9 protein-coding genes are annotated in these 13,439 nt (G+C 73.6%); 1 reads left to right on the top strand and 8 read right to left on the bottom strand.

Annotated elements, in window-relative coordinates; all coding sequences use genetic code 11:
* Positions 1 to 6: 6 nt before the first annotated feature.
* The 7 genes from ACQPZA_RS20800 to ACQPZA_RS20830 form a co-directional block, all read right to left on the bottom strand.
* Positions 7 to 801, bottom strand: a complete 795-nt coding sequence (locus ACQPZA_RS20800; RefSeq protein ID WP_433272901.1) for a LytR/AlgR family response regulator transcription factor — start codon at positions 799 to 801, stop codon at positions 7 to 9.
* Positions 798 to 1,886 carry a sensor histidine kinase gene (locus ACQPZA_RS20805; RefSeq protein ID WP_169399952.1) on the bottom strand — a complete coding sequence of 363 codons (1,089 nt, stop codon included), beginning with the start codon at positions 1,884 to 1,886 and terminating at the stop codon, positions 798 to 800. Before ACQPZA_RS20805 ends, ACQPZA_RS20800 begins: the two co-directional genes overlap by 4 nt.
* Positions 1,887 to 1,950: 64 nt before the next feature.
* Entirely contained in the window at positions 1,951 to 2,958 is a 1,008-nt protein-coding gene (locus ACQPZA_RS20810) for a sugar phosphate isomerase/epimerase family protein (RefSeq protein ID WP_169399951.1), read from the bottom strand.
* Positions 2,959 to 2,985: 27 nt separating this feature from the next.
* Positions 2,986 to 4,158 (bottom strand): Gfo/Idh/MocA family protein, encoded by a 1,173-nt coding sequence (locus ACQPZA_RS20815; protein ID WP_169399950.1) that lies wholly within the window; start codon positions 4,156 to 4,158, stop codon positions 2,986 to 2,988.
* 5 nt (positions 4,159 to 4,163) lie between these two features.
* A complete protein-coding gene (locus ACQPZA_RS20820; RefSeq protein ID WP_433272904.1) occupies positions 4,164 to 5,234 on the bottom strand; it encodes a substrate-binding domain-containing protein in 1,071 nt (356 codons plus the stop codon).
* Between the two features lie 37 nt (positions 5,235 to 5,271).
* Positions 5,272 to 6,357 carry an ABC transporter permease gene (locus ACQPZA_RS20825; protein WP_433272906.1) on the bottom strand — a complete coding sequence of 362 codons (1,086 nt, stop codon included), beginning with the start codon at positions 6,355 to 6,357 and terminating at the stop codon, positions 5,272 to 5,274.
* Entirely contained in the window at positions 6,350 to 7,894 is a 1,545-nt protein-coding gene (locus ACQPZA_RS20830; protein ID WP_433272908.1) for a sugar ABC transporter ATP-binding protein, read from the bottom strand. The genes ACQPZA_RS20825 and ACQPZA_RS20830 overlap by 8 nt, the downstream gene beginning before the upstream one ends.
* A 114-nt stretch (positions 7,895 to 8,008) precedes the next feature.
* Here ACQPZA_RS20830 and ACQPZA_RS20835 point away from each other — a divergent pair, with 114 nt between their 5' ends.
* A complete protein-coding gene (locus tag ACQPZA_RS20835) occupies positions 8,009 to 9,250 on the top strand; it encodes an ROK family protein (protein WP_433282910.1) in 1,242 nt (413 codons plus the stop codon).
* Between the two features lie 150 nt (positions 9,251 to 9,400).
* On the opposite strand, the gene ACQPZA_RS20840 is transcribed toward ACQPZA_RS20835, so the two are convergent.
* Positions 9,401 to 13,369: an efflux RND transporter permease subunit gene (locus ACQPZA_RS20840; protein ID WP_433272910.1), complete on the bottom strand. Its 3,969-nt coding sequence runs from the start codon at positions 13,367 to 13,369 to the stop codon at positions 9,401 to 9,403.
* Positions 13,370 to 13,439 lie beyond the last annotated feature (70 nt).

The following is a 13,439-nucleotide window of genomic DNA, read 5'->3' on the forward strand; positions in this document are numbered from 1 at the left end:
GCCCGATCAACGCAGCTGCCGGTTCGGCTGGTCGAAGGCCCCGCGCCGGGCCGCCTCCAGGAGGTGCTCCCGCAGGTCGCGCGCGTGGCGGCGGCTGACGGGCACGTCACCGAGATCGGTGTGGGCCAGCAGGCCGCCTCCGAGGTCGCTGCGCAGCTCCCGGACGGCATGGACGGCGAGCAGGTAGCTGCGGTGCACGCGGACGTACCCCGCGGCCTGCCAGTGCTGTTCGAGGCGGGAGATCGGGATGCGCACCAGGTGCGCTCCCGTCGGGGTGTGCAGCCGGACGTAGTCACCCTGGGCCTCGACGAACCGCACATCGTCGCGGCGGACGAAACGCGTGGACCCCGCCAGCTCCACCGGTAGCGCGGCGAGCGCGTCGATCGGCGGTGCCGGCGCTGCGTCGGGACCGGCAGCGGCTGCGGCGCTGAAGCGCCGCACCCTGGTCAGCGCCGCGGCGAGCCGCTCCGGACGCACCGGTTTGAGCAGGTAGTCGACGGCGCCGATGCCGTAGGCCGCCGCCGCGTGCTCCTCGTAGGCGGTGACGAACACGACCGCGGGCGGGTCGGTCATGCGGGCCAGCAGCGACGCCAGCTCCATCCCGTTCATCGCGGGCATGGAGATGTCGAGGAACACCGCGTCGATCGGGCCGGCCTGGAGCAGCCGCAGCGCCGTGATCGGCTCGCCCGCCACCGCGACGGCGGCCACCCCCGGGGACTCCGTCAACATCCTGCGCAGCTCCTCCAGCGCAGGTGCGACGTCGTCCACCGCGAGCACCCGCAGACCCGGTCCCCCGGTCACGACACCACCACCCCCGGCTGGAAACGTGGCAGGCGCAGCAGCACCCGGGTGCCCTCACCCACGGCCGTCTCGATCACCAGGCCGTAGCCGGCTCCGAACACCGTGCGCAGTCTGCGGTCGGCGTTCACCAACCCGAGGCTCCCTGGCGTACCGCACCCCGCCAGAACGGCGGCAGCGTACTCCGGGTCCATCCCGGGCCCGTCGTCCTCCACGATGATCACGCAGTCGGTGCCGTCGGCCTCCCCGCTGACCTGCACGAGCCCGCTGGAGCCGGGCAGTTCCACCCCGTGCCGCACCGCGTTCTCCACGAGTGGCTGGAGCACCAGGTACGGGAGTGCGACGGGAAGGATCTCCGGCGCGATCCGCACCTGCACCCGCAGCCGGTCGCCGAGCACGGCGCGGGCGAGCGCGAGGTAGGCCTCGATGGCCCGGAACTCCCCCGCGATCGTCGTGTACTCGCCGTGGCGGGCGAGGCTGTGCCGCGTGTACTCCGCGAAGTCGAGCATCAGGTCCCGCGACCGCTCGGGGTCGGACCGGACGAACGACGCGATCGTCGTGAGGCTGTTGTAGACGAAGTGCGGCGAGATCTCCGCCCGCAGCGCCCGCAGCTCGGCCTGGCGGGCGACGTGGGCGGACTGTTCCAGCAGGGCCCGCTCCAGCGCCTCCCCCACCCACAGCGCCGCCTCTCGCACGGCGGACGGGGGGACCGGCCCCACCACCACCAGCACGCCGGCCAGCTCGTCGCTGGCGTGGACGGGCAGCGCGACCGCGCCCCCGCCCGTCGCGCGGGCGTCGCCGCGCAGCGCGCTGTCGGCGAGCTGCGCGGCAGCCGTGAGGTCGGTGGGGCGACCGGCCCAGGTCAGCTCGCCGTGCAGGCCCCCGATCGCCACGGCGTCGGCGTCGAGCAACCGGCGCAGCCCCCGGGCGGCCGAACCTGCGCCGGAGCCGGTGATGCCGCCGCGGAGGTCGGCCGCGATGCGCCGACCTGCGGACAGCGCGTCCATCGCCTGTGCACCCCGGCGGGGACCGCGCCAGCGGCGAGGCCGGCCACCACCGGGAGCAAGCACCGCATCGACCTCCACCATGCAGCCTCCGTCCGCGCGACAGCGCGACCGTAGGTCACGATCGGCTTCCGGAACCAGCCGCGGGTCAGGTGCTGCTGCTGAAGGCGGCGTCGAAGGCGGCCGACGGGGGGTCGAACGCCAGCCTGCGCACGAACTCCAGTGCCTCCGGCGCCCCGACGAGCCGGTCCATCCCCGCGTCCTCCCACTCGACGGAGATCGGGCCGGTGTAGCCGATGGTGTTGAGCATCCGGAAGCAGGCCTCCCACGGGACGTCGCCGTGGCCGGTGGAGACGAAGTCCCAGCCGCGCCGCGGGTCGGCCCACGCCAGGTGCGAGCCCATCCGGCCGTTGCGCCCGTTGCCGACCTGACGCTTCGCGTCCTTGCAGTCGACGTGGTAGATCCGGTCCTTGAAGTCCCACAGGAACCCGACGGGGTCGAGGTCCTGCCAGACGAAGTGGCTCGGATCCCAGTTCAGGCCGAACGCCGGCCGGTGCCCGACGGCCTCGAGCGCCGCCACGGTGGTCCAGTAGTCGTAGGCGATCTCCGACGGGTGCACCTCGTGGGCGAACCGGACGCCGACCTCGTCGAAGACGTCGAGGATCGGGTTCCAGCGGTCGGCGAAGTCGCGGTAGCCGTCGTCCACCATGGACTGGGGCACCGGCGGGAACATCGCCACGGTCTTCCAGATCTTCGATCCGGTGAACCCGATGACGGTGTCCACGCCGAGCTTCGCGGCAGCGCGGGCCGTGGTCTTCATGGCCTCGGCCGCGCGCTGCCGCACCCCCTCCGGCTCGCCGTCGCCCCACACCCGCGAGGGCAGGATGTCGTGGTGGCGCTGGTCGATCGGGTCGTCACAGACGGCCTGGCCCGTGAGGTGGTTGGAGATCGCGTAGACCTCCAGCCCGTGCTTGGCCAGGATGTCGCGGCGGCCCTGCACGTAACTGTCGTCCTCGACCGCGGCCCACGGGTCGAAGTGATCGCCCCAGCAGGCGATCTCCAGCCCGTCGTAGCCCCACTCCCCGGCCAGCCGGGCGACCTCCTCGAACGGCAGGTCGGCCCACTGGCCGGTGAACAGCGTGATCGGTCGCGCCATCGCGCGGTGCCCCTTTCGCGAGCGTGGTCAGGATGGGATCGGGTGCCAGCTGCCGCTCTGCGCGGAGCGGACGACGGCGTCGAGCACGAGCTGCACCTGCAGGCCGTCGGCGAACGACGGCGTGGGATCGGTGCCCGCCGCGAGGTCGCGCAGCAGGTCGACGACCTCGTGGGTGAACGAGTGCTCGTAGCCGAGCAGGTGGCCGGGCGGCCACCACGCCCCCGCGTACGGGTGGGTGGGCTCGGTGACGAGGATCCGGCGGAAGCCTGCCGTCTCCGGGTCCTCCGTGCCGTCGTAGAAGGACAGCTCGTTCATCGCCTCGAAGTCGAAGGCCAGCGAGCCGGCGCTGCCGTTGATCTCCAACCGGATCGCGTTCTTGCGCCCGGTGGCGAACCGCGTGGCCTCGAAGCTCGCCACCGCCCCGCTCGCGAACCGGCCGATGAACAGGGCGGCGTCGTCGACGGTGACGGGGCCCCGCTCGTCGGAGCCCGACGCGGTGAGCCCGCTCGACGCCCCGGGCAGCGGCCGCTCCGTGATGAACGTCTCCGTCATGGCCGTGACGTTCGTGAGCAGGTCACCGGTGACGAACTGCGCCATGTCGACGATGTGGGCGCCGATGTCGCCCAGCGCCCCGGACCCCGCCCGTTCGGCCTGCAGCCGCCAGACCAGCGGGAACTCGGGGTCGACGATCCAGTCCTGCAGGTACTGGGCGCGGACGTGGCGCACCTGCCCGATCCGTCCCTCCTCCACCAGCTTGCGGGCCAGCGCGATGGCCGGCACCCGCCGGTAGTTGAAGCCCACCATGCTGCGCACGCCCTTGGCCTGTGCCCGCTCCGCGGCGGCCACCATCGCCCGCGCCTCGTCGACGGTGTTGGCCAGCGGCTTCTCGCACAGCACGTGCTTGCCGGCCTCCAGCGCGGCGATCGCGATCTCCGCGTGCGTGTCCCCCGGCGTGCAGACGTCCACGAGCTGCACGTCGTCGCGCCCCAGCAACGCCTTCCAGTCCGTCTCGGTGGTGCGCCACCCCATCCGCTGCGCCGCCGCCGCTGTGGCCTCGGCATTGCGGCCGCACAGCACCGCCATGTCCGGCTGCAGCGGAAGGTCGAAGAACCTCCCTGCCGTCCGCCACGCCTGTGAGTGGGCCGCGCCCATGAAGGCGTAGCCCACCATCCCGACCCCGAGAACCTGATCGCTGCCCATGGCGCTCAGGACTCGAAGCCGAGCGGCATGTAGGTGGCGACGTTCTCCCGTGTGATCGTCGCCGACGCCAGCGTGATCGAGGCCGGCACCTCCTGCTCCGCAAGATCGCCCATCCCCCGACCCTGCGCCACGAGACGCGCGAGCGCAACGGCGGATGATGCCATCGACGGGCTGTAGGTGACCGTCGCCTTGAGAACCGTGTTGTCGGCCTGGATGTCGCGCATCGCGTTGGCCGAGCCGGCGCCGCCCACCATGAAGAACTCGTTGCGGCCGGCTTGGTTGATCGCGGCGAGCACGCCGATGCCCTGGTCGTCGTCGTGGTTCCAGACGGCGTCGAGGCGGGGTGCGGCCTGCAGGAGGTTGGCGGTGACCCGCTGGCCGCCCTGCGCGGTGAAGTCGGCCGCCTGCCGCGGGCCGACCCGGAAGCCGTAGGTGCCCAGTGCATCGGCGAAGCCCTGGCTGCGGGACTGGGTCAGCGGGAGGTTGTCGATGCCCGCGATCTCGCCGATCACCGGGTTGGCCACGCCTGCGGCCTTCAGCCGCTCCCCGATGTAGTTGCCCGCGCTCACACCCATGCCGTAGTTGTCGCCGCCGATCCAGGTGCGGTAGGCCAGCGGCGAGTCGAAGATCCGGTCGAGGTTGATCACCGGGATCCCGGCCTGCATCGCCGCGCGTCCCACGGACGTCAGCTGGCTGCCGTCGTTGGGCAGGATCACCAGTGCGTCGACGTTCCGGTTGATCAGGGTCTGGACGGCGGCGATCTGCTGGGTGATGTCGTTGGTCGGGTTCACGGCCTCGAACGTCACGTCGGAGTAGGCCTGCGCCTGCGCCTGCGCGTTGTTGGCGATGGCCGCGATCCAGCCGTGGTCGGCGGCGGGCGCGGAGAAGCCGATGGTCACCGGCGTGCCGGGCGTGGCGTTGTCGCCCCCTGCCGCGGCGGCAGGCGCGTTGGCGGGCGCCGACGGGGCGGCGTTGCTCGTGCAGGCGGTGAGCGCGGCACCGGCACCGACGCCGAGGGCGCCGGCGAGGAAGCCGCGCCGCCGCAGGGCACCGGGGAGGTTGCGGGGGTCGGGCATGGTGGACTCCTTCATTGGGGTCGGTCGTTCGGCGGGGTCAACCAGCAGCCGACGAGCGCTGCGCACGGGCCTGGATCAGCACGGCGACGACGATGATCACGCCCTTGGCGATGTTCTGGACCTCTGTCGCCAGGTTGTTGAGCACGAACAGGTTGGTGATCGTCGTGAAGACGAGCACCCCGAGGATCGAACCGATCAGCGTGCCGCGGCCCCCGGAGAGCAGCGTGCCGCCGATGATCACCGCGGCGATCGCGTCGAGCTCGTAGAGCGTGCCGTGTGTGCTCGACCCCGTGGTGGTGAGCGACGCGATCATGATCGCCGCGATGCCGGCACACAGCCCGGACACCGCGTAGAGCAGCACGGTGTGGCGCCGCACGTCGACACCGGCCAGGCGGGCCGCCTCGGAGTTGCCGCCGATGGCGAACGTCCGGCGGCCGAACGTGGTGCGGTTGAGCACCACCCAGCCCACGGCCACCACCGCCGCGAAGATGTAGACGAGCAGGGGGATCCCGAGCACGCGGGTGTTCGCGATGCCGGCGATCACCGGGTCGGTGACGATCTGGCTGCGCCGCCCGGAGATGCGCTCGGCCAGCCCCTGCGCGGTGATCAGCATCGCCAGGGTGACGATGAACGGCACGATCCGGCCGTAGGCGATGAGCAGCCCGTTGACCAGCCCGGCGCCGGTCCCGACGGCCAGCGCGCAGAACACCATGACCAGCGGCCCGTAGGACTGGGTGGCGACGGTCGTGGCCCACACCGAGGCCAGTGCCATCACCTTGCCGACCGACAGGTCGATGCCGCCGCCGATGATCACGAACGTGACCCCGACGGTCAGCACCCCGATGATCGAGGCCGAGGTGAGGATCGTCAGGAGGTTCGAGGTGGTGAGGAACGTGTCGGCGGTGACGATGCCGACCACGCACAGCAGTGCGAGCACCGCCACGAGCCCGAGGTTGCGGCCCGCGCCGCTGTCGAGCAGCCGGCCCAGCGGCGACCGTGCGGGCTCGGCCGTCCGCGCGGCCTGCTCCACGCGGCTGCGCTCGTCGGCGGCCGGTGGCTGCCTCTCGGGCGTCACCGGTGCTGCGGCGGGTGCTGTGCCCGTCCGCGCGCCTTCGTCACTCATGGCCGGCACTCTCCTTCTCTGACTGCACGAGCGCTTCCATGACCAGGTCGAGGACTCGGCCCTCGTCGAGCTCGGCGCTCGGGGCCTCGTGGACGACCCGGCCCTCGCGGACCACCAGCACCCGGTCGGCGAGGCCGAGCACCTCGGGCACCTCGCTGGACACCAGCACGATCGCCGCGCCCTCTGCGGAGAGCCTGCGGATCAGCGCGTAGATCTCGCTGCGCGCACCGACGTCGACGCCGCGGGTGGGCTCGTCGAGCAGCAGGACCGAGCACCCCTGCAGCAGCCACCGGGCCAGCACGACCTTCTGCTGGTTGCCGCCCGAGAGCGTCCGGACCGGGCGCGTGGCGTCGGGCGGCCGGACGTCGAGCTGGGCGGTGATCGCCCCGGCGGCGCCGAGCTCGGCGTCGCGGCCGAGGAAACCGAACCGGGCGAAGCGGGCGAGTGCGGGCAGCGAGACGTTGCGGTACACCGGCTCGGCCATCAGCAGGCCCTGGCTCTTGCGCTCCTCGGGGGCCAGGCCCATCCCCGCGCGGACGGCCGCGGGCACCGAGCCGGCGCGCAGCGCCTTGCCCCGCACGCGCACCGAGCCCGCGGTCGCCTTGCGCGCGCCGTAGACGGTCTCGATGATCTCCGAGCGGCCGGACCCCACCAGGCCGGCGAGGCCGACGACCTCCCCGGCGCGGACGGTGAACGAGACGTCGGCGAACTCCCCGCTGCGGGCGAGCCCGTCGACCTCCAGCACGACCTCGCCCGGCGGCGTGGCGGGGCGCTCCGGGAAGACGTACTCGATGGTCCGGCCGGTCATCAGCCGGATGACGTCGGCGGTCGGCGTGGTGCGGGCGGGCAGGTTCCGGGCCACGGTGCGGCCGTCCTTGAGGACGGTGACCCGGTCGCCGATCTCGCGGATCTCCTCGAGCCGGTGGGAGATGTAGACCACGGCCACCCCGTCGGCGGTGAGCTCCCGGATCACCCGGAACAGGTTGCGCACCTCCTCCGGGTCGAGCACCGCCGACGGCTCGTCCATGACGATCAACCGCGCGTCCCTGGCGAGGGCGCGGGCCATGCTCACCATCTGCTGGCCGGCGGCCGACAGCCGCCCCAGCTCACGACCGGGCGGGATCTCGGGGTGGCCGAGGCGGCGCAGCAGCGCCCTCGCCACGTTCTCGGCGTCGCGCGGGCGGGTGAAGCCCAGGCGCGCGGGCTCGTGGCCCAGCACCACGTTCTCGGCGACGCTGAGCCCGGGCACCAGGTCGAGCTCCTGGTAGATCGTGGCGATCCCGGCGGCGTCGGCGGCGTGCGGCGACCCGAAGGACGCGGGCTCGCCCGCCCAGACGATCTCCCCCGAGTCCGGCCGGTGCGCGCCCGCCAGCACCTTGATCAGCGTCGACTTGCCGGCCCCGTTCTGCCCGAGCAGGCAGTGCACCTCCCCCGCGGCCACGTCGAGGTCCACCCCGTCCAGGGCGCGTACGCCCGGGAACTGCTTCACGATCCCGCGCATCGTGAGCAGCGGTTCCTCCGCCATCGTGGCTGTCATCCTCCACCTCGGTGTGGTCCGGCCGGCGGACCGAACCGTAGGAGCATTGACCAGTGCCGTACAACGACCGAATAATGCTTCTTTGCGCTGTTTTTCCGACGAAATCGGACCGTGATGCTCCCGCCCCCACCACTGCCCTTGCTGCCGCCGCTGCGCCTGAGCACGCCCACGCTCTCGGGCCGGATCGAGTCCGCCGTCACCCTCAGCACCGTGGCCCGGCTGGTCGCCTCCGGGACCGCCGTCAGCAAGGCCGACCTCGTCCCCGCCGCGGGCCTCGCGCGCACCACCGTGAGCACCGCCGTCGACGAGCTGCTGGCCCGCGGCGTGCTCCGCCTGGACGGGACCAGGCCCACGTCGGGGCGCGGCCGACCGGCCGACCGGCTGGCGCTGTCGCCCCGCGGCGGCCACGTCCTGCTGGCCGACGTCGGCGCGAGCGCCGCCCACCTCGCCGTCGTCGACCTCAGCCAGCGCGTGCTCGGCCACATCCAGGTCGCAGTGGACGTCACCGACGGGCCCGAGCCCGTCCTGCGGACCGTCGAGTCGCACCTCACGGCGCTGCTGACCCAGGCACCGAAGGACGTCCCGGTGCGCGCCGTCGTGATCGGGTTGCCCGGCCCCGTCGACGGCCAGCTCGGCGTCCCGGTGCGCCCGCCGATCATGCCCGGCTGGCACGCCTACCCCGTCTCGGCGCGCCTGCAGCACACCTACCGCTGCCCCGCGGTCCTCGAGAACGACGTCAACCTGCGCGCCCTCGGTGAGGCGCGGGCGTTGCCCGCCGACCAGGTGCCGCTGCTGTTCGTCAAGGTGGGCACCGGCATCGGCGGCGGCCTCGTCACCGGGGAGGGCGTGCTGCACCACGGCGCCGACGGCGCGGCGGGCGACATCGGGCACGTGCGCGTGCGCGGCGCGCCCGACGACGCCTGCGTCTGCGGCAACGTCGGCTGCATCGAGGCGGTGGCCTCGGCCGGGGCCATCGCACGCAGGCTCGGCCTCGCGCACGGGGACGAGGCCGTGTCGATCGCCGACGTCCGCGCACTGGTGAGCCGCGGCGACCCCACCGCAGTCGGCGCCGTCCGTGAGGCCGCCGGGCTCATCGGCGAGCTCGTGGCCACCCTCGTGCACTTCTACAACCCGGCCCGGGTGACGATCGGCGGATCCCTCACGGCGGCCAGCGACGAGCTGCTCGCCGGCGTGCGCAGCGTCGTCTACCAGCGGGCGCTGCCGCTGGCCACCCGCAACCTCGTGCTCACCAACAGCGTGCTGGGCGAGTACGCCGGGCTGGCCGGGGCCGCCGTGCTCGGGATCGAGCGCGTGCTCTCGGCCGAACAGATCGGCGTGCTGACCAGCGGGCGGTGAGCAGGGATGGGCGACTCACCGGCCGAAAACGGGCGACTCGCGGGCCGAGAACGGGCGACTCGCGGAGTGGGAACGGGCGACTCGCGGGTGGGGGACGGGCGACTCGCCGGGCCCCCGCCCGGGCGGGGGCCGCGGGCGGGGGGTGTCCGGTTACCCGTGGCCGTTGCCCGTGTGTTCGCCCGGGGGCTGCTCGCCGAGCTCGAGGTCGGCGGAGGTGACCGACCCGTCCCGCACCCGGACGGCGGTGACGGCCGGGGCGCCCACCGTGGCCGTCACCGTGTAGATGCCCTCGGGCAGCCCGGACAGGCGGAACGAGCCGTCCGCCGCGGTACGGCCGGTGGCCACCACCGCGCCGGCCCCGTCGGTCACGGTGGCGATCGCGTCGCTCACGGCATGCCCCCGCCGGGAGCGGACCGTGCCGGCGAGCATCCCGGTGGGCGGGAGGACGACGTCGTGCCGCAGCGTTCCGGAGAGCGGGACGCTCACCCGCTGCGAGGTCGACGCGCCGTTCGGCGGGGAGACCAGCAGGTGGTGCTCGCCCGGCGGGATGTGGATCATCAGGTAGTGGCCCGTGTCGTCGCCGCGGGTGCCCGACAGCAGCTCCCCCGTCTGGTCCACCACCGTGACGATCGCCGGGACGCCCGCGCCCGCCGCGTGGCGGACCTGGCCCGCGATGGAGGCCGGGCCCTCCACCCGCAGGTCGTGGCCTGCCGGTTCGGCGCCGATCCGCACCCAGTCGGCGGTGGGCTCGCGGCCCTCGTGCTGCCCCACCAGCACGTACTCCCCCGGACCGGGCAGCGGCACCGCGTACCGGCCGCCCTCGGCGGAGACGGTGGCGGCGATCCGGGTGCCCCGGCCGTCGAACACGGTGATCGCGGCACCCGCCAGGGCGATCCCGTCGCGGTCGGCGATGACCCCGCGCACGCCCGGTCCGGTGAGCACCGGCTCCCGGGACGGCACGGCGGCCGGGGCGGCGGGCGGCACCGTCGGGGTGGCGGACCCGCCGCCCGGTCCCCCGTCGGGCCCCGCACCGGGGACGGCTGCCTGCTCGTCGTCGGGTCGCCGCCGGCCCCGCACGCGCTCCACCAGCACGTACAGCACCGGCACGAGCACCAAGGTCAGCAGGGTCGACGAGACCAGGCCGCCGATCACCACCACGGCGAGCGGCTGGGAGATGAACCCGCCGCCGCCGGTGAGCCCGAAGGCCATCGGGAGCAGGGCGAAGATCGTGGCGACCGCGGTCATGAGGATCGGGCGCAGGCGTTGTGCGGCGCCCTCGGTGACCGCATCGGCCAGGCTCCGGCCACTGCGCCGGTACTGGTTCACCAGGTCGATGAGCACGATCGCGTTCGTCACCACGATGCCGATCAGCATCAGCATGCCGATCAGCGCCGGGACACCCAGCGGGGTGCCGGTGAGCAGCAGCAGCCCGAGCGCCCCGGTGGCGGCGAACGGGATCGCCACGAGCAGCAGCAACGGCTGCAGCAGGCTCCGGAAGGTGATGACCATGACCAGGTAGACCACCGCGATGGCCACCAGCAGGGCGAGGCCGAGCTGTGCGAAGGCGTCGCTCTGCTGCTGGCTGACGCCGCCGATCTCGGCGGTCGCGCCGGGCGGGAGCGTGAGCCCGTCGAGGGTGGTGCGCAGGTCGGCGGTGACCGCGCCCAGGTCGTCGGCGGCGGGCCGCGCGGTGATCTGTGCGCTGCGGGAGCCGTCGGTGTGGGTGATGCTCGGGGCGGTGCTGTTCTGCGTGACGGTGGCGACGTCGCCCAGCGTGATCGGCGCGCCGCGGCCGGCCAGCGGCAGCGCCCGCAGCCCGTCGACGTCGGCCGGTGCGTCCCCCGTGCGCAGCAGCACGTCCTGGTCGACGCCGTCGATCGTCAGGGTGCCGACGGTGGACCCCCGCAGCGCGGTGGCGACCACCTGCCCGATCTGGGCCTCCGTGAGGCCGGCCGCCGCGGCCCGCTGCCGGTCGACCGCCACGTCGACCACGGGCTGGGCCGCGGCGAGGTCGTTGCGCACGTCGCTGGCTCCCGGGATGGCCGCGACGGCCCGCTGCACCTGGTCGGCGGCCTGCGCGAGCACGGCCGGATCCTCGGCGCGCACGTCCACGGCGAGCTGGTCGCCGCCGGAGGCGCCCTGCCCGGCCTGCACGGTGAGCGTCCCGACCTGATCCGACGTCCCGAGGCTCGCGAGCCGGTCCCGCAGGGAGTCCGCGACCGCGGTGGCGTCGGCATCGTCGGCGAGGGTCACGGAGAACCGGGTGGCCGTGCCGCCCGAGCCACCGGGGAACCCGAACCGGCCCGACGCGCCGTCGGGCGAGCCGACGGTGACCTGGTAGCTCGCCACGCCCGCGGTGTCGCCGAGCACCTGCTCCACCCGCTTGGCCGCGGCGTCGGCCTCGGGGAGGCCCGTGCCGGGCGCCAGCTCCTGGCTCACCGACAGGGTGTCGCCGCCCGCGTCACCGAGGAAGTTGGTCTGCAGCAGCGGGACCAGTGCCACCGTGCCGGCGAGGATCGCGACGGCGACGCCGAGCGCGATCACCGGCCGCCGGATCGCCGCGTGCAGCACGGGCAGGTAGCCGCGCTGCAGCCGCGTGCGGACGGGCTCGGCGTCCGCCGCCGGTTCGGGCTCCGGCGTGGCCGGGCTGCGCAGCAGCAGTGACGCCAGCACCGGCACCACGGTGAGCGACACGAGCAGCGACGCCAGCAGCGCGGCCGTGACCGTCACCGCGAAGGGCCGGAACAGCTCCCCGACCTGGCCGCCGACCAGCCCGATCGGCGCGAACACCGCCACCGTCGTGATCGTCGACGCGGTGATCGCCCCGGCCACCTCCCGCACGGCGGTGAGGATCGCGGCGCGCCGCGGGCCGCCGTAGCCGAGATGGCGCTTGATGTTCTCGATGACGACGATCGAGTCGTCGACGACCCGGCCGATCGCCACGGTGAGGGCGCCGAGGGTGAGGATGTTGAGCGTGTAGTCCCCGACGTACAGCACGATCATCGCGATCAGCACGGACAGCGGGATCGACACGGCCGTCACCAGCGTGGCGCGCACCGAGAGCAGGAACCCGAGGATCACCAGCACCGCGAACAGCAGGCCGAGCAGGCCTTCGGTGGTGAGGTCCTCCACCGACTGCTCGATGAACGGGGCCTGGTCGAACACCACGGTGGCGGCGGCGCTGCGCGCGCTGCCGCCCAGCGCGTCGACCACCTGCGGGAGGGCGTCGCTCACCGCATGCGAGACCGCGACGGTGTTGGCGTCCTCCTGCTTGGTGACGCCGATGCCGATGCTCGGCGCGCCGTCGGTGCGGGTGTAGCCGGTGGCGGGCGCGGGCGCCTCGGTGATCGTCGCGATGTCGCCGAGGCGCACCGGCGCACCACGGGTGGACGTCACGTAGAGGTCCCCGAGCTGCGCCACCGACGTGATCGGGCTGCCGACCTCGACGGTCAGCGGGGAGGTGTCCGGGGTGAGCTGCCCGGCCGGCACGCGCACGCCGTTCTGCTGCAGGAGGCTCGTGATCGCGGTGGGCGCGACCCCACGCGACGCCGCTGCGGCCGGGTCGAGGTCGATGGTGATCCGGGGGTCGACGATGCCCGAGAGCGACACGTCCGCCACCCCGGGCAGCCCGGCCAGCAGGGGCTGCACCTGGTCGCGCAGCACCGAGGCGACCTGGTCGGGCGGCAGGTCCGAGGAGACCGCGAGCTGCACCACGGGGAGGCTGTCGGTGCTGCCGCTCACCACGGTCGGCGTGAGGTCGGCCGGCAGGCGCACCCCCTGCACCGCGCGCTCGGCCTGCGTGGCGAACTCCGTCAGGTCGGTGCCGTAGGCGAGGTCCAGGCGCACCACCGAGCTGTTGCCGGTGCTGGTGGAGCTCGTGCCGGTGACCCCGCGCAGGCTCGCCACCGCATCCTCGACGGGCGTGGTGACCTGCTGCTCCACCACGTCGGGCGAGGCCCCGGGGTAGGGCGTCACGACGCTGACGATCGGCAGGTCCAGCGACGGCAGCAGCTCCTGCCGCAGGGAGGTGGTGCTGACCACCCCGAACGCGATGACGAGAACCGTCACCAGTCCGACGATGGCGCGGTTGGCCACGCTGAGGCGGGCGAGCCAGGTCATGGAAACCAGTGAATACTACGTCTCGGACAAACCATCTTTCGGCGGCTGAGACTTCGCTGAGCACTTACAC

This window comes from Pseudonocardia xinjiangensis, from assembly GCF_050948425.1.
Lineage (GTDB): Bacteria > Actinomycetota > Actinomycetes > Mycobacteriales > Pseudonocardiaceae > Pseudonocardia > Pseudonocardia xinjiangensis.